This window comes from Bacillus sp. BB51/4, assembly GCF_008368845.1.
GTDB classification, from domain to species: domain Bacteria; phylum Bacillota; class Bacilli; order Bacillales; family Bacillaceae_G; genus Bacillus_A; species Bacillus_A wiedmannii.
In genome coordinates, this window is sequence record NZ_QOSC01000006.1 from 221,190 (window position 1) to 238,421 (window position 17,232).

A 17,232-nucleotide genomic window follows, 5' to 3' on the forward strand; every position below is an offset into this window, starting at 1 on the left:
TTTTATATAATGTATCTTTATCTTTCTTCATTTCTGTATACACTAATCTTCTTATTAACATAACCATTTACGAAAAAAGCGAATAGTAAAAGGATTACAAGCGAACTACTTAACAAGTAAATTAAATCAAATGTAATATCAATCATCATTTCATTCATGTATACCAGACTCCTTTTTATTTAAAGTAAAAGTATATTTTTATAGACTAGAAATCTTATAATTCATCTTCAGTCAATCTCTTTGTAGTATATGTATACCCTTCGTAACGCTTTCTAAACGTAAAAAACTATAATTATATTTTTTTACGTTTATATGTTTAACATTTTTTAAAACGGGTATGTTTATATCGTTATGCTTACTATATGGAAAGGAATATTTCGATGAATGCAATCCAATCTACTACTATTCTTTATAATGAAACACCTACAATAACGCAGATTCATCATTTTTATGCTTTAATGACAACATTTCAAACGAATGTATTTATAAGTAAACATGGAACACTTACTTCTATTAAAAACTTAAGCACATTAGTATCCTTTTTCCTTACTGTAAAAAAGAGAGAGCTTGTATTATTTATCTTTGAAGGAATAGATGCAAAAAAAGCTTTAAGAACACTCTTTCCTTCTTAAAAGTTATATGATCCCCCTATTCCCTCGATTGTTACTTTTCATATATAGTTTTATATTTCAAAATGATTTCCTCTATGAAAAATGAGCCCCCTAATACAATAGGGGGATTTCTAGTTTGGCCTTATGAAAACTGATATAATATATATTACGTTTTTCATTCTTTACAATAGAAAACTTTGAATAACCTTGAAGGTAGGAATTTTTAATGAAATCGAAAGCAAAATTTAGTATTCGCTACAAAATTATGGCTGGTTATTTAGTTATCATTTTGTTCTTACTTATTTCTTTCATTATGCTAAACAATGAGATTTCTAGTTTACAAAAATCTCGTAATTTTATTATTGATCACGATTTTAAAGTTCTTAATTTAACGAATCAAGTGGAGAAAGAATTGCTAACAATTGAAAATAAAGCGAAAGGATTTATCACTTCTAATGATGCAAATTACGTTCAATCCCTTAACGCTGCGGAAAAGGATTACGAAAAACATTATCAAGATCTTTTTGCTCTATTAGAGGATAACCCCTCTCAGCAAGAAAAATTAAAACAGATTAATGAAAACATTACTAGTTGGATTAATAAAGAGATTCATCCACTCATTACGAATAGCAATAATAATAACGTACAAGCAATCGATACGACTCAAATTCAATCATTACAATCGCAGGTAACTAACTTCCGCAGCACTGAGGAGCAACTAACGAAAAAAAGAGCTGCACAATTAGATACTGAAAATAGTAAATTAGAGCTTTGGTTATACAGTTTATTGTTCTTACTTTCTTGTATTTCTATTATCGTTTCACTCTATATTTCGAATTCCATTACAAAAACGATTAAAAATGTAATTCAAGCTATTAAATCCATTTCTTCTAAAGAAAAAATTACGGAAAGAATTCATGTAAATACACATGATGAAATAAAAGATCTTGCTCATACAACAAATCACCTACTAGACGAAATATCGAAAAGAGAATGGTTACAAACTGAGCTTGCAGAATTAATTTTAATGTATCAAGGTGTATCTTCTATTGAGATGTTAGGTAACAAAATTTTGAGTGGAATTATACAAAAAACGCAAACTTCTTGCGGTGCATTCTATGTACGTGAAGAAGTTGAAGAAACTGTCTACTATGTGAAGAAAGCTTCTTTCGCTGATCAAGGTGCTGATATTGGAAAACAATCTATTAAAATGGGGGAAGGTTTAATTGGGCAATGTGCTTTAGAAAAACAAAGCTTTATTCTTCGAGAAATACCAGAAGAATTTCGTTATGTCACTAGCGGCTTATTAGAAATACGCCCTCAAAATCTACTAGTCGTCCCTATCTTATTTGAAGATAAAGTGATTGCAGTAATGGAGTTAGTAAGTGTAACTGAGATCTCAGACTTACATCAAGATTTAATCCAACAAACTGTTGATAATCTAGGTTTAACAATCCATAGTATTATGGGACGTATGCGAATTCAAACTCTTTTACATGAATCACAAGCAATGACAGAAGAGTTACAAGTTCAATCAGAAGAATTGCAAACGCAAGCGGAAGAACTACAAATGCAAGCCGAAGAATTACGAACAACCAATGAACAATTAGAGTCTAGAACTGAAGAGGCTGAGCAAAAGACAGCTGACTTACAAATTACTAAATTAGAATTAGAAGAAAAAGCAAGCGAGTTGTTACGTAGCTCAAAATACAAATCAGAATTCCTAGCAAATATGTCACATGAATTACGTACACCATTAAATAGTATTTTACTATTATCTGAAATGTTAAGAGAAAATCATGATAATCATTTATCCGATGATGAAATTGAATTAGCAACCGTCATTCATTCATCAGGGAAAGATTTACTTACTTTAATTAATGACATACTAGATTTATCTAAAGTAGAAGCCGGAAAACTAGACGTCATTTTTGAAGCAACGAACATAAGTGATATGGCGGCAAGTATGCACCAAAACTTCTTACATATCGCTGCACAAAAAAATGTTGAATTTACTGTTGAAGATAGTGATACGATTCCTGATTTGTTTTACACAGATGCAAAACGGATTGAACAAATTATTAAAAACTTATTATCCAATGCATTTAAATTCACGGAAAAAGGATCTGTCTCTTTACATTTCGATTCAATAGAAACAACCAATTTGAGTCATGATATGCAGTCTATCAGTAATGATTGGATTACAATTTCAGTAAAAGATACTGGTATTGGTATCGCTAAAGAACAGCATCAACTTATTTTCGAAGCCTTTCAACAGGCGGATGGCGCAACGATTCGGAAGTATGGTGGTACAGGCTTAGGTTTATCTATTTGTAAAGAGTTTGCTAGATTATTAGGTGGTTGGATTACGTTACAGAGTAATATAGGAGAAGGCAGTACTTTCACGGTATACATTCCTAACCTTCCAAATGGATTACATGATATACAGGTATCCAATTTAGAAGTCGCAGCAACGATAGATGACGTTATTCCTGCTGAAGTTGTTGAGGAAACTATCGTGACGCCAGAAACAAATAACGTCTTCCAAGAGAAAACTATTTTAATTGTCGATGATGATCATCGAAATATATTTGCATTACAAAATGCATTAGAAAAACAACATGCTAACATTATTACTGCACAAAACGGCATAGAGTGTTTAGACATACTAAAAAACAATACAAATATTGACCTTATTTTAATGGATATTATGATGCCGAATATGGACGGTTATGAAACGATGGAACATATCCGAATGAACTTAAGGTTACATGAAATACCTATTATCGCATTAACTGCTAAAGCAATGCCAAATGATAAAGAAAAATGTTTATCTGCTGGCGCTTCAGATTATATAAGTAAACCATTAAATTTACATCAACTCTATTCGGTAATGAGTGTATGGTTAATAAAATAAGTGAGGTTTAGTTTAAGTGGAAAATAAGTATTATAATTTTGATCCATCTGTAGATATGGATAAGCGCACGAACTTAGAAATTGAATTACTATTGGAAGCGGTATTTAAACTATCAGGATTTGATTTTCGACAATATGCTCGCACATCTATTTATAGAAGAATTTGTAATCGAATGCAGCTCTCTAATATCCCTACCATTTCAAAATTAATTGAAAAAGTAATTCATGAGGAAGGGGTTTTAGAACAGTTATTAAATGATTTCTCCATTAATGTAACTGAAATGTTCCGTAACCCTAACTTTTTTAAAGCGCTAAGAGAGCATGTGATTCCTGAATTAAAAAAGTATCCTGAAATTAGAATTTGGCACGCTGGATGCGCAACTGGTGAAGAAGTATTATCAATGTCCATCTTACTTCACGAAGAAGGATTAAGTGAAAAAGCTGTTATTTACGCAACAGATATGAATACAGATGTGTTAGAGAAAGCAAAACAAGCTATCCTTCCGTTAAATAAAATGCAAACTTATACGAAAAATTATTTACAAGCTGGTGGTACACAAGCATTTTCTAACTATTATTCAACAGATAATCGTTTCGCTTATTTTAATCCTTCTCTTTTACAAAACATTATTTTTGCGCAGCATAATTTAGTAACTGATCAATCTTTTAACGAATTTCATATTATACTTTGCCGTAACGTTTTAATTTACTTTACGAGTAAACTTCAAAACCAAGTACAGCAACTATTTTATGAAAGTTTAGGTCACAATGGATTCCTATGTTTAGGAAATAAAGAAACTCTTCGTTTTTCAGATATAATGCCGCATTATATCCAATTTAATCCTAACGAACAAATTTATCAAAAAATACAATAAAAGCGTATGAAATCCTCTATTTGGATTTCATACGCTTTTTATTTCGCATTCGTTTGTATCATAATTAGACACATATCATCTGATTGTGCTTTCTTCTGTTTTTCCTTATAAAACCCTTCTATCTCTTCTTCTAAATCTCCCCATTTTCTTCCTGTAAAAGTGCGTAGTTTCTCTTCAGACTCAAATTCATCATTTGCAATTGCTTCAAGTACACCATCTGTAAACAATACGATTTGAGCGTTCTTCTCAAAAGGTATAACTGTCTTCTGAACTTTTATTTCATCAAAAAATCCTACCGCACAACTCCCGCGATCTAGTTCAACTACATTTGTTTCATCAACTAAAACATATCCAGAAGGATGTCCTGCATTTACATATTCAATTGTTCTATTTTCTGTATTCACTACTAAGTATATCGCTGTAAAATAATATGGAATGTTGTCATTCTCATTATGTAAAAGAGTCATATATTTATTTAAGTCTTTAATAACGAGTTCTGGATCGATTAAACATTTAATCGTTTCACGTAATACAGACGAAATAAACATACAAACTAATGAAGCAGATACACCATGTCCCATCACATCTAATAATATAATACCGTAGCGATTTTCATCGATTTTATACCAATAATACATATCTCCAGCTAGTTTAAATGAAGGTAAGTAACTTGCTTCAATTTTTATATGCTCTTCTCTTAATGGGCTACTTAATAAGTTTCTTTGTACTTGTGTAGCTAAATCTAGTTCATTTCGAAGATTTTCTTCTTGTTCTTTATGCCAATTTAATTCCGATTTCAAGCGTAATGCTACACGCATACGCGCTAACAATTCAACTTTATTTATAGGTTTCGTAATATAATCCATTGCCCCCATATCAAGAGCCTCAGCTAATTTATTCGCATCTTCTAAAGCTGTTACAAAAATAATAGGAATATCTTTAAACTTCTCCTCTTTTTGTAATCGCCTACAAACTTCAAGTCCATCAATTTCAGGCATCATGATATCTAATAGAATTAAATCTATTTCATTATGCCTGGAAGAATCTTTTCCAAAATGAATGTATTCGAAAAGCTCTTGTGCAGAATTCAGCGATACAAGATCCTGATATCCGGCTTGTTTTAAAATTTTTTCAATTACAAAGATGTTAACCGGATTATCATCGACAATTAAAATGGACACAAGTTATTTCCCCTTTTCGTATTTAAAATGTAAATCTATTATCATTTTCTATTTTTCTAGTATTACATACTCAGTTATAAAATGAAAATTTCCTACTCAAACATATTTTTTATACAGAAAAAGAACAAACCCCCAGAAATGAGAGTTTGTTCTTTCACTCTATAAATTTCCACTTTTAATTTAACACCATTGCTTTATCACTTAAAAGACGATCTAACTCTTCCATATGATTTGTTTCATCTGCGATCATATCTTCTAACTTTACAACTAACTCTGTCATATTTAACTTCGCTGCCTGTTCTTTTCTCATTTCATAACGCTTAATTGTTTCATATTCTGACTTCCTAGCTTCTTCTAACATTTCTCTAACATCTTCTACTTGTTTCACTGGTAAAGGGATCGTAGTAGGTGTACCACCTAACGTCTTAATTTTCTCCGCTAAATATAGGGCATGTCCTTGTTCATCACTAATTTCAGATTCAAAGAAAGGTTTTAACACTTGTCTATATATACCAGAAACTGTAGCTGCATTATGGTTATACATAATAATCGCCGAGTATTCTCCTGCTAAATCTTTATTCAATCCTTCGATTAGTTCTTTCACATCGTGTGACATTTTTATATCTCCTCCTATACTTAATAACTACCCCTTTTCTCATGTTTTAAACATAATTCTTTAAATTTTTTTATGTATCTAAAAACGCCGCTTGCTTCAATTTACTTATCGCTTGTCTTTTAATACGAGAAACGTGCATTTGTGAAATACCTAATCGTTCCCCTGTATCCTTTTGATTTAAATTTTCACCAAATATATAATGAATAACACTCTTTTCCGTATCATTTAATACGTTAAAAATATCCTTTAAAACGAGACGTCTTTCTGTCTCTTCATATCCTTGCTCTACCTCACCTACAGATTCAATTCTCGCTACCGAACTGCCATCAGATGAGTTTTCAACTACATCATCTAAGGAAGATACTCTATAATTATTTTTCGCATCCATAATTTCTAGCACTTCCTCTTCGGATAGTCCTAAATGATCTGCAATCTCTATAATCTTCGGTGAACGTTGCAGGTGATCTGTTAGCTCCTCTATCGCAAGTTTAATCTTCCCGCCTAAATCTTTAATTCGCCTTGGAACATGAATACCCCAAGTTTTATCACGTAAATACTTTTTTATTTCCCCTACTATCGTAGGTATTGCAAATGGCTCAAAAGCATTCCCTATCGAATAATCATACCTTCTTATTGCGCCTAAGAGCCCTAACATTCCTACTTGTATAATATCCTCATGCATCGGACCACCTTTTGAATAGCGATATGCAATGGAATGTACGAGATTTTTATAGTGATTAACTAATTTTTCCTGCGCTTCATCACATTGGTTTTGTTGGAATTCTGCAATTAGTTTAATAACGTCTTCTTTAGTAAGATTTGTAGGTTGAGATTGGATTTCCATCATTCTCCACCTGCTCTCTTTGTATATATTTTGTCATTAAAACTGTCATGCCCTCATCATGCATAATTTGTATATCATCCATTAACGTATTTATTAAATATAAACCTAAACCATTTTCCGGCAAATGTTCTACTGGTTTATTAATATCATACGGACCAACTTTACTTTTTAAGTTATTAAAATTAAAGCTAACCCCATTATCCGCAACCATAATTTCTAATCGATCTTCATATAAACCAAAGACAATTGTAATTTCTCCAACATCTTCTTTATATGCATGTTGTACAATATTTGTACAAGCTTCACTAATAGCAATTTTCATATCTTCTATATCGTCATAAGCAAAGCCCATTCGATTTGCAACACCAGCCATTGTTAAACGAATAATAGCCACATATTCTGCTTTTGCAGGAATTTTCATTTCTATCTTTTCAAATTTCTCCATCATCCCTAGTCACCTTCTTTCTACTTTTTCAAAATCTGAATTCAAATTTAATATTTCTGTTAGTCCTGTAATATCAAATAATCTTTTTAGTCTTTTAGATACACCAATAAACTCTAGTTTTCCATCATTTTTCTTAATTGCTTTTAATAGCGCTATAAAAACGCCTAAACCTGTACTATCCATATAATCTACGTTATGAAAATCTACTACAATATGAACCTCTTTTTCACTTGCAATAGGCATGATCTTATTTTTTAAATCTGATGCCGTATATGCATCAATCTCACCATTAAGTTGTACTGTATAACCTACATCATTTTGCAAAATATTTATTGCCAAATTCATCATTTCCGCCCCCTTATCTCAAACTACTACTATTTAATTACCCATAAAAATTAGTTTTAAACATATTTTTTCATTTTAATTATAAATAAATTTTCTACACCTTTCTCAGCTTAACACTAAAAAAAATACTACCAAATGTTTAAACCTTATAAATTTGTGTATGTATAATGTATAAACATTATTTTTAGGGGGATCTATCTATGGAAGAGCACAACTTTAAAAAGGGAGATTTTGTTCAATTTTCTTATCGACACGATCATGCTACAAAATTAATTGGTTCCATTATTAACATACTAACGAATACAATTGTAGTGGATATAGGTAATAGCGATGACTTATCTCATATAGAACCAAGGCAGGTCGTAAAAATAAATAATTGTGAAAAAGTAACGATGGTTTAATACATAATAGAAAGTGTAATTTTAATGAGTGGGGGTTCTTCATCCTCCACTCATTCCTATGAAGATTACATTAAAAAAGCATCCAAATTAGTTTAATTGGATGCTTTTTTATGTATATTTATCAGTTTATTAACTTTATAGCTATATATAATAAACTTAAGATTACTATTCATTATAATACTTACGCTTTCCGCAGCATTCTAGAAAAGAATGTAACGATTAAAATAAAGACGATTGCACCTAATAAAGCTGGAAGAATAAAGATGCCTCCCCATTCAGGACCCCAATGACCAAATAACGCACTACCTACCCAAGATCCGATTAATCCGGCAATAATATTACCAACTATACCTAAAGGAAAGTCTTTTCCTGTAATCATTCCAGCTAACGCACCAATAAGTCCACCTACAATACACGTAATAATAAGTCCCACAATTAAACCTCCTATATTCGTTTTATATTGGATTTATCAAGCTTTGGTATGTAACCAAAGCTTGATAAACATGTATTATTCTTTATTATCCAACCCATCACTTATCTTTTGTTTCACTTTTCCGACTTTTTCTTTTATCGTTCCTTTTGTCTTCTCCCACTTCCCTTCATTTTTCAACTCTCTATCTTCTGTAATTTCACCAATTCCTTCTTTTACTTGGCCCTTTTTCTTTTCAACCTTACCAGTAATTTGTTCTTTTAGCCCGCTCTCACTCATATTTCTAATCTCCTTTTCGTAATAGATTTATAGATTTAAAGGATACAAATTTAAATAGAATACATGCATCTTCTTTCTTGTAACCATTCACCGACTCTTTCTAAATCCTTAACGAATAACAAGATTTTCCCTTCATCCAGTTTTTCTTCATAGAAGTTTGCTTCTTCCTCATTAAGCCCTAACTCTTGCATCTTATTTCTTAACTGATCTCCCGTTTTTTGAAAGACGTTAATAATGCTTGTCCCAAGTCCTTCCTCTTTTATTCCAATTGTATTCACGTCCGCATTGTCTGCGATTCTATCTGTCCTATCTTTCTCATGTGTTAATACGTAAATATCTTTTTGGTCTATCCCTTTCTTCACTAGATCATTCGCCGCATTCATGACCTCTTTCTCCGTAATAAATTCATATACAAAAGGTTTACTATACTTCGTTTCCATCTTTAACTTCCTCCTTTAAAATGAATTATTTGTTATATTATATGTAATACACCCATTTTCGAAATGTTAAACATAAAATATGAAAAAAGTTATTTAGATTTTTTTATAGAGAATAGCACAGCTTAATTTTCCACTTTAAAACATCTCGTATTCTCCCTTACAATTACTACCTCAATTAACAGAAAATTGTTGTATTTTTTTCGTAAGGAGGGATACTATGAAAAAAATCACTTATATATGCGCTCTAACCGCTCTATCTTTCACTTTAATAGGTTGTACAAGTACCTCGGCTACAGATAAAGCTTCACAAGTTAAGCAAGAACATACAAAAAATACCTTTCAATTAAATTCCGCTAATATTACAGACATTGAAATACTCCAAACAACAAATCATACTACTTCCAAATCTCAAGCAGATAACGAAGAAATGATATAATCTATCGTTTCAGCAGTTCAAAATGGAACACCTAAAACAATCACTTTAGATCAAAAAAAGAGAGAATCTGCACATTCTACTATAACCGTTACATATAAAGATGACGCAAAAAAAGAATTTCTTGTTTGGGTTGATAATAAGGAGCAAATTACGATTGCTAAAGATGAGAAGAAAGATAAAGTAGAAGGTGTGACGGTGAACATTAAAGATGCTAAAATGATGAAAGATTTTTTTAAAACTCTAATATAGTTGATGTTAAAACAAAAGAGCAGGATATAATTCTACCCTTTTGTTTAATCACGTCCAATAAATGGACTTTTACAAAATCTATTTAAGGTCTAATTTTGCTAAATCATGTTGTAAAACATTATTTCCTTCTTGTGGGTTAAATACGATTGCACTAAGACCAAAAACATTCGTAACAACATCTCTATCTTTCGAACGAATGATTCTTACTTCATAAGCAAAAACTCCTGGAGGAAGAGCTGCTGAACGAAAAGTAACATATCGATTAGGTGCCAATGTTTGTGTTGAAGGGTCTACTAATGGTAACAATACCGGAGAACCCGATGACCAATCAAACATTTCAACAGTTACTGTATGAGTATCATCTGGATCAACATTCATAGCTTCCACAGTAAGAAACAACGTAGCGGAATGTCTACGTAATACACCCGTTGACAAAGTTTCATTGTGATGTTTATGACATTTTCCAGGAGGATGACCATAGCCATAACTCATATCAATTCCCCCCTTTCATTTACAATTAAGGACAAGTATTCCTTATAATATATAATGCTAGTATTATTTTAATGAAAGGTATAAAAGCGGATTTCCATCTGTATTTTTGGATATTTTATTTTTCACTTATTCCCTCTTAATGAATAATATAGATTCTCCTATTTTGCCCTTGAACTCTTTCTAAGAATAAATAAATCTATTTTGAAAAGAACCTGCTCCATTCATTCGTAAAAGCATAAAGTAAATTGAATCCGTTAAAACACATGAGTGAACCTTTAGTTTTCCCCTCCTATTAAAAGGAGGAACTATGATGGGCTTTGGTGGTAGTTGTGGCGGCTGTGGCTTCGCCGGAGGATTTGCTTTATTAGTTGTATTGTTTATTTTATTAATCATCGTTGGAGCTGCTTGCTTCTGCTAAAAAACTATCGAAAAGACACTCATGTGAGTGTCTTTTCTTCATAAAAAAATCCCCCCTCAATGTGCAGAAGCCATGCCTATCAACTTAAGAATTCAGAATTACCCCAAAACGAGAAAATGAGCTTTTTTGTTACAAGTTAGCACAAAATTTCGTTCTGGAGGTACGATAAAATTTTAGCTCGATGACAATGGGACTGAACCCCTAATACTTTATATTAATAATGACTCTTTTCATGAAACAAAAATCAGTTATCAGTCTAAACCATTTTTTAGATCTAACAATAACAAGTGTGCTTCTTTACCTTTCAGATAGTCTCTATTATTCTAATTTCTTCATTTCTTTCATCCGTTCTATATCCTTTTCTGAAGCATTTTCTATTTTATACAGTTCATAGCTACCCTTTATCTCATCTATCACTACAAATTCAACTTCATTTCGAACATAGCTTTTAGTTTTCCCCTTTTTATAACCAATAACATTATCTAATATAGTTTCTCCACTATCTTTTTTATATAAATTATAGCTAACAGGTGGACGGCCAATTACATACTTATTATCAGAAAATCCGACTATATCATCCCTCCCTAATCCTGTCGAAACACTCCAGACAAAAATAATCTGAAATATAGAATAAACAACAATACCGCATAAGAAAAAAAATACGATTAATTTTTTAAAAATTTTTAAAGGTATCCTGCCCAAAAAACATTCCCTCCCATTTCACCTCGAGATAGCAAGAACAAAACTTGAATTTTGTACGCTAAGGAACCGAATTTTTTAGATTGTTGAAATCAATCCCCCGTCAGTGCCATAAGAAAAAGAGTTACCGCAGTAACCCTATTGTTTATAATACACGTCATTGGGAGAAGCTATGGATGAATAAAGTCAATCTATGAAATTTCCCACAATCTTTTAACTCCCACCAATTCCTGTCCATTGAATTCCATCCTATATATATCTGGTTTTGATGTCTGTAGTAAAAAATTCAAATCATACTTACTGTCATAATACCCCATCATCAAAGTCATTATAGCTCCATGAGTGCCTAATACTATTTTCTGTCCTCGATAGGTGTTTAATAATTCTTTTAAGACTTTTATAGCACGTTTCTGACAGTCGACATTAGACTCTCCTCCCATTAAAGCAAAGTCGGGGTCTAAGAATGACTTTTTTATTAAAGGGAATAATTCTTTATCCGACATTCGTTCCTCTTCAGCAATAAAAATTCTTTCTTTTAAGTCCTCAAATACTAAAACTTCTTGTCCTATTTGCTTCGCTAACTGCTGAACGGTTAGAATTGAACGATCGTATGGACTTGAGATAACAACGTCGATTCCCTCATCTTGTAATGCATCTGTTATTCGTTGAACATCTAATTTTCCTTTTTCAGTTAATCCTCTTGTTTTTTCTTTTCCAAACTTTGGTGAATCCCCGTGTCTCACCATATATATAAAAGTTTTCATAATTACCTCTATTTTTTCAGTTTTCTGTATAATCGCCCCCCTATATTAGCATATATATCCAATACAGTCTCCTTAAAAATAACAGAAAACTGCGAATTCGAAATAGACCATTATCGTAATGTAAAACAGGAGCGATTAGAGTGCCAACTATATAGAAAGATAATCACTATTTTCCTATGTTCCTCTACAATGTTTAAAATGCACCAAATTCTTTTACAAAAGAAAAAAAGAATTAAGTGAATATGAAGCGATAAGGATGATTACCACAAAACTTAACCTAGTAAAATAATATTCGAATGGAAATTCATACGTATTATGAAACGTAAAATGTTTCAACTCGAAGGAAGGCACCTTACAGTTGTCTTTTCTTTATATGTAAAAAAAACCCACCTATTTCCGTAGGCGGGCTTTATCTTTATTACACAATAAGAAAGTATACTCTCTTTTCCCTTGAATTTTTATGTAATTATACATATTCATAAATATAGAAGAAGTAAAATATCCCAAAACCAAAAATGAGCTACATTCCCCTAAGATAAAGTTGTTATGACAACATATCTTCTACGTTCAACTTAGTTATCATTAGCATGTTTTTCTACAAAATCAAGAATTCTAGCATTAACCTCGTTAGAGAACTCACCATTGATTGCGTGAGATGCATTTTTCCAGTTCACTATATCGATATCTTTCACATATTTTTTCCCAGTTTCAACTGCTTTTACCGAATTGTGCATTGTACTTTTTTCAGCCATTAATGCAAGCACTGGAATATTGATATTTTTTAAGTCTTCTTTACTAAATAGATCAGGTGCTGGTGTTTTCAATTTATAATTACGCATACCCGACTCGATTAACTTAGCGATAGGCTCATCGTCATTTATTTCTGCTCCCCCAGAAACATAGCTTAACATCTTTTCTCTTATAAACTTAGGTACAATAGGAACGGAAGCTGGAATAGATGCTAGAATCATCTTTATGGATATTTGCGCAAATACAAAGACTGGGTCCAATAAACTAGCCGTCGCAATATGCTCAGGATTATATCTAGCCAAGTTCATTGTTGTCCACCCTCCAATGGAGACACCCACGATATGCACTTTTTCTAAACCTAATCCTTCAATTACTTCATTTAACCATTCTGCTTGTTGTTTTTGGTTTTCGATCACCTTCGTTTGCACACTCATTCCAGGTTCACCGAGTAAATCTATTGTGTAAACAGGCCTTTTCTCCCTTAACCCTTCTAAATTTGGTACCCACATTGGAGTAGATGCACCACGTCCAGGGAGTAAAAGTATTGGTTCCTTATGTTTATTTTCCTCTTTAGTAAAATAATAAGTACGAATTGTGCCATATGTAGTTTCTATATCTTTCGTATCGTTAGGTTCTGGAAGAAGTGCCATTGATTCATCGTAGGCAATTTGAAAATCTTCTTTCCCTTTTTCAGATGTAAAGTGACCAATCTTATTATCATCTCTCTTCATTTGAATTCCTCCTTTCTACAAATATATGGATGAACTTTATCTATATATTCATGGGAATCATCCATTGAAGATTTAACTTCTTTAGGTCAAAACTGTCATTTGGAAAAAAGAAAAAGACACCCTAAGGTGCCTTCTTCCGACTTGAACCATCTTAATTTTAATAATATGTATTGGACTCCCATCCAACTATTATTTTACCACATTAAATTGTTTTGTTTATTGAGAAATACAATAGTTTATGTATGCCGGTCTTCTGTATTAGATATTTTTGTAATCCATACAATGATTAACAAGGGAACAAGCTATTAATTAAAGGTAAAACCACATGCTAAACCGGTGTAACATTATCTCCGAAGCAAATATCATATTGCAGGGTAAAAGCATTGTACTTCTTATTGGTATGCAATTCAGTTTTATTTCTATAACTCTCCATGTTTCCACTCTTTATTATGAACATCTAACCCCTCTTGACCAAAGAAATGGAGAATAAATTCTTTTTCATCACTATTAGTTTTTTTAGCTAGTTTAGCTCCCTCCATACTTTGCTTTTTTCCAGAGCGTAAATAATGAATTTCACTATAGTCTTCAACTGCAGATTCGAAATCTCCACGGTACCATTTATTCAAAATAGATTCATATCTTTTTCTTTCATCATTATTGATAACATTTAAGTTGTTTTTTAAGTACTGAATGTTTTCTTTCGTCATTTGAAATCGCCCTACATCACGGGTACCGGAAACATGAAGATTATTCCCATTGAATGTGAGTTTTTGGAGAGACATATGTATCATCATATCATTCATAGTTTGCTCGTTTTTGATTTCTCCAATCATCTGTGCCGCTTTAGATAATTGCTCTTCACTTACTACGTAACTATCTTTTTGTGGCTTTTGGTTGGTTTGAACTTTTTCTTCTTGTTTAGGCTTTGCTTCAGTTGCAGTCTTCTCATTTGTGCTACAAGCAGCCATGCTCATAAATAATGTACCGCATGCTAATGCTGTAAGTAATTTTCGTTTCATATTGTATGCCCCCGGTATGTACTAGTTATTTTAGCAAAATGTAAGATTTCTCACCTCATGGTAGCAAACAAGTCATTTATACATTGTCATATTTTGTCGGATAAAAATAAAAAAAGCATCTGAAACAGATGCTTTTTCTTATTCTCACTACATAAACGTAATCGTCACTAAAGAATATCCTTCTTTTGCATTATACGGCTCAGCTTTATAAGAAACACGGTTCGCCCCTTGCGGATAACCGATTTCTCCAATTACTTTTTTCACATCTTGCAATGCGCCATCCATTGATTGTTTATAAAGGATTTCGATCTTTGGTGACTTTTCGTTATAACGTTGCTGCATTTTATTTTTGAACTCATTATAGTTATTTACGATGTATTCATTTCCTAAATAATTTAACTTTGTATCTTTTAATATTTGCTGATATGCAGGGATTTTCGTACCACCTGCCGCAATTTTATTTGTTAATGTACTATAATAATTTGTTGTAGCTTGCGGATAGTCCCCGCGGTTCCACTCATGATTTCTTGCAATTTGCTCGTCAGATAAGTTGAAATAAGAATACGTTACGCGACCTTGTTCATCTGTCACCGGATCATCGAATGTTGTATCAAGGTGATACCATTTGTTTTCGATTTTCACCAAGTTCCAAGCGTGAGGCTGACCGTCTCCAGTTCCTACTACAAAATGATTCTCAATTCCAGCTTCTTTTAATAATTGATAGGTTAATAGTGCGTAACCTTGGCAAACCGCAGAACGATTTACGAGTGCTTCATATGCTGTATAAGCTTTATAAGACGTATCGTAAGAAATATGCTTTACGACATAATCATGAATTGCCTTCACTTTTTCATGATCATCCATTCCTACTTGCGTAATAGAAGAAACGATCGCCTTTGCTTGCTTCATTACATATTCCGTTTGTTCTTTCGTTTCACGATATGTAATCTTTAACGTAAACGTATAATTTCCAGGTGATCCAGAAATGCCATATGAAACATTCGATCTATTATAATTTGTATACTCATTTTTACTTGCGACTTCTTTATAGGCGTTGAAAAGTGTCTTCATTACTTCTTCCTGATTACTATTTTTCGTTTTATATGGAAGTGTAATATTCGTTTCGTACGCATTAATACGCTTTTGCACTTCATCTTTAAATGCTGCTAATAATGCCGCATCCCCTGTATCTTGCACCGCAACTTCAGGCTTTTTATATTTCAAAGTATTATATAAAAACTGTGCATACTGTTCACGTGTTACCGTTTTAGATGGCTCAAATTTTCCTTCGCCTGTACCAGAAACAATTCCGGTTGACTGCACTGCGCTAATAGCGTTTTCACCCCAAAAACCATTTGGAACATCATTAAATGTATGCTTTTGTTTCGCAGAAAGATGGAAAGCGTTTGTAAGAATTTGTGCCATTTCTGCGCGATTCACAGGAGCTTTCGGTCTAAAATTCCCTTTCTCATCCCCTTTAAATACCCCTGCATTCGTTAACATTAAAATTTCCTCAGGAAACATCGTAGAGTTCTGATTAATATCACCATAAGGATTATTAAACTTAGATCCGTCTTTTAATATGTAAAGAGTATTATTATTACTAAACGTTCCGCCTTGTTTATTCGGTAGCATAACTCGATACACTAAAGCAGCTACTTGCTCCCTCGTCGCAACATCTCCAAAACCAAACTTTCCATTTCCATAACCGGAAATAATATTTTTACTCGCTAAATCTTTAATCGCGGGATACGACCAATGCGATGTAGGCACATCAGAAAAAATACCCGCCTCAGCAGCTTTCACATCACTGCCATTCGTATATAATAAAGCGCCACCAATAAGTGTTAATGATGTAATTGATTTTAATAGTTTTGTGTACATAATTCCTTCTCCCAATACGTTCTCTATTTTATATTTTGTCGAAAAATCTAAAAGAATATGACAAAACATATTATACTATTAAAATTTTTTGAAGGATATATTAAGTTTTGAAATATGCAAAAACTCATATTGTTATAAAAATTCATAGTGATATTATGTTGTTTTACTTGCGAATATATAAAGGGCTATGGTGTCTTATGTCGAAAACATCATTTATAACCAAGTTGCTTTCGGAATCGTTGACACGAAATTTCATGTTAAATGCAAATAAACAAGGAACCTATTAGTCGATTCCTTGTTTATTTGGCTAAAACAGACTTCTTTGGAGAACCCAAATAAAAGTTAAATCAACTCCTATTTAACATTTCCCTTCAGATATATAACAGTAAAGAATACATCATCACGGT

At 32.3% G+C, this 17,232-nt stretch carries 20 protein-coding genes and 2 pseudogenes; 7 read left to right on the forward strand and 15 right to left on the reverse strand.

Translation table 11 applies throughout. From position 1 onward, the window contains the following. Window positions 1-17 precede the first annotated feature (17 nt). A complete protein-coding gene (locus DN392_RS30285; protein WP_001004564.1) occupies window positions 18-158 on the reverse strand; it encodes a hypothetical protein in 141 nt (46 codons plus the stop codon). A 222-nt stretch (window positions 159-380) separates the two neighbouring features. Here DN392_RS30285 and DN392_RS07200 point away from each other — a divergent pair, with 222 nt between their 5' ends. From DN392_RS07200 to DN392_RS07210, 3 genes are all read left to right on the forward strand, one after another. Further along, window positions 381-632 (forward strand): hypothetical protein, encoded by a 252-nt coding sequence (locus tag DN392_RS07200; protein ID WP_000991708.1) that lies wholly within the window; start codon window positions 381-383, stop codon window positions 630-632. A 205-nt stretch (window positions 633-837) separates the two neighbouring features. Beyond that, entirely contained in the window at window positions 838-3,528 is a 2,691-nt protein-coding gene (locus DN392_RS07205; protein ID WP_149237973.1) for an ATP-binding protein, read from the forward strand. 16 nt (window positions 3,529-3,544) lie between these two features. After that, window positions 3,545-4,402: a CheR family methyltransferase gene (locus tag DN392_RS07210; protein WP_016089041.1), complete on the forward strand. Its 858-nt coding sequence runs from the start codon at window positions 3,545-3,547 to the stop codon at window positions 4,400-4,402. 38 nt (window positions 4,403-4,440) lie between these two features. Here DN392_RS07210 and DN392_RS07215 read toward each other — a convergent pair whose 3' ends face one another. The 5 genes from DN392_RS07215 to rsbV all read right to left on the reverse strand — a co-directional run bounded on the left by DN392_RS07215 (window position 4,441) and on the right by rsbV (window position 7,836). Then, the gene (locus DN392_RS07215) at window positions 4,441-5,583 is read right to left on the reverse strand and encodes a fused response regulator/phosphatase (protein WP_048566986.1); all 1,143 of its coding nucleotides are present in this window, start codon (window positions 5,581-5,583) and stop codon (window positions 4,441-4,443) included. A gap of 175 nt (window positions 5,584-5,758) precedes the next feature. Beyond that, on the reverse strand, window positions 5,759-6,199 hold the full coding sequence (locus tag DN392_RS07220) for a ferritin-like domain-containing protein (RefSeq protein ID WP_064056324.1): 441 nt from the start codon (window positions 6,197-6,199) through the stop codon (window positions 5,759-5,761). A gap of 70 nt (window positions 6,200-6,269) precedes the next feature. Next, window positions 6,270-7,046, reverse strand: coding sequence for an RNA polymerase sigma factor SigB (gene sigB / locus DN392_RS07225; protein WP_002108732.1), 777 nt, complete (start codon window positions 7,044-7,046; stop codon window positions 6,270-6,272). After that, entirely contained in the window at window positions 7,009-7,491 is a 483-nt protein-coding gene (gene rsbW / locus DN392_RS07230; RefSeq protein WP_000970216.1) for an anti-sigma B factor RsbW, read from the reverse strand. Before rsbW ends, sigB begins: the two co-directional genes overlap by 38 nt. A gap of 6 nt (window positions 7,492-7,497) precedes the next feature. Next, complete coding sequence (gene rsbV / locus DN392_RS07235) at window positions 7,498-7,836, reverse strand: anti sigma b factor antagonist RsbV (RefSeq protein WP_002108734.1); 339 nt, start codon at window positions 7,834-7,836, stop codon at window positions 7,498-7,500. A 197-nt stretch (window positions 7,837-8,033) separates the two neighbouring features. Between rsbV and DN392_RS07240 the strand changes: the two genes are divergently transcribed. Further along, window positions 8,034-8,234 (forward strand): hypothetical protein, encoded by a 201-nt coding sequence (locus DN392_RS07240; RefSeq protein WP_061672069.1) that lies wholly within the window; start codon window positions 8,034-8,036, stop codon window positions 8,232-8,234. Between the two features lie 181 nt (window positions 8,235-8,415). Here the strand turns inward: DN392_RS07240 and DN392_RS07245 are convergent, their stop codons facing one another. The 3 genes from DN392_RS07245 to DN392_RS07255 form a co-directional block, all read right to left on the reverse strand. Then, the gene (locus DN392_RS07245; protein WP_000522901.1) at window positions 8,416-8,667 is read right to left on the reverse strand and encodes a GlsB/YeaQ/YmgE family stress response membrane protein; all 252 of its coding nucleotides are present in this window, start codon (window positions 8,665-8,667) and stop codon (window positions 8,416-8,418) included. Between the two features lie 75 nt (window positions 8,668-8,742). Further along, window positions 8,743-8,943: a CsbD family protein gene (locus tag DN392_RS07250; RefSeq protein ID WP_029442042.1), complete on the reverse strand. Its 201-nt coding sequence runs from the start codon at window positions 8,941-8,943 to the stop codon at window positions 8,743-8,745. 50 nt (window positions 8,944-8,993) lie between these two features. After that, window positions 8,994-9,383, reverse strand: a complete 390-nt coding sequence (locus tag DN392_RS07255) for a YflT domain-containing protein (RefSeq protein WP_000448802.1) — start codon at window positions 9,381-9,383, stop codon at window positions 8,994-8,996. Window positions 9,384-9,600: 217 nt separating this feature from the next. Here DN392_RS07255 and DN392_RS07260 point away from each other — a divergent pair. Continuing rightward, window positions 9,601-10,068, forward strand: a pseudogene (locus tag DN392_RS07260) (hypothetical protein). Between the two features lie 78 nt (window positions 10,069-10,146). Here the strand turns inward: DN392_RS07260 and DN392_RS07265 are convergent. Next, the gene (locus DN392_RS07265; protein ID WP_000120201.1) at window positions 10,147-10,560 is read right to left on the reverse strand and encodes a hypothetical protein; all 414 of its coding nucleotides are present in this window, start codon (window positions 10,558-10,560) and stop codon (window positions 10,147-10,149) included. A 310-nt stretch (window positions 10,561-10,870) separates the two neighbouring features. Between DN392_RS07265 and DN392_RS07270 the strand changes: the two genes are divergently transcribed. Then, window positions 10,871-10,978, forward strand: a complete 108-nt coding sequence (locus tag DN392_RS07270; protein WP_000505670.1) for a YjcZ family sporulation protein — start codon at window positions 10,871-10,873, stop codon at window positions 10,976-10,978. A gap of 318 nt (window positions 10,979-11,296) precedes the next feature. Here DN392_RS07270 and DN392_RS07275 read toward each other — a convergent pair whose 3' ends face one another. Then, window positions 11,297-11,680, reverse strand: a complete 384-nt coding sequence (locus DN392_RS07275) for a hypothetical protein (protein WP_016089050.1) — start codon at window positions 11,678-11,680, stop codon at window positions 11,297-11,299. A 188-nt stretch (window positions 11,681-11,868) separates the two neighbouring features. Further along, window positions 11,869-12,441, reverse strand: a complete 573-nt coding sequence (locus tag DN392_RS07280; RefSeq protein WP_016133814.1) for a histidine phosphatase family protein — start codon at window positions 12,439-12,441, stop codon at window positions 11,869-11,871. Between the two features lie 96 nt (window positions 12,442-12,537). Here DN392_RS07280 and DN392_RS07285 point away from each other — a divergent pair. After that, window positions 12,538-12,724, forward strand: a pseudogene (locus tag DN392_RS07285) (IS4 family transposase); the annotation flags it as partial. Between the two features lie 289 nt (window positions 12,725-13,013). Here DN392_RS07285 and DN392_RS07290 read toward each other — a convergent pair. From DN392_RS07290 to DN392_RS07305, 3 genes are all read right to left on the reverse strand, one after another. Continuing rightward, window positions 13,014-13,922 (reverse strand): alpha/beta fold hydrolase, encoded by a 909-nt coding sequence (locus DN392_RS07290; protein ID WP_061672072.1) that lies wholly within the window; start codon window positions 13,920-13,922, stop codon window positions 13,014-13,016. Between the two features lie 419 nt (window positions 13,923-14,341). Further along, a complete protein-coding gene (locus DN392_RS07300; protein WP_064471015.1) occupies window positions 14,342-14,941 on the reverse strand; it encodes a DUF6241 domain-containing protein in 600 nt (199 codons plus the stop codon). 147 nt (window positions 14,942-15,088) lie between these two features. Beyond that, window positions 15,089-16,825 (reverse strand): S-layer homology domain-containing protein, encoded by a 1,737-nt coding sequence (locus DN392_RS07305; RefSeq protein ID WP_000288219.1) that lies wholly within the window; start codon window positions 16,823-16,825, stop codon window positions 15,089-15,091. Between the last annotated feature and the right edge of the window lie 407 nt (window positions 16,826-17,232).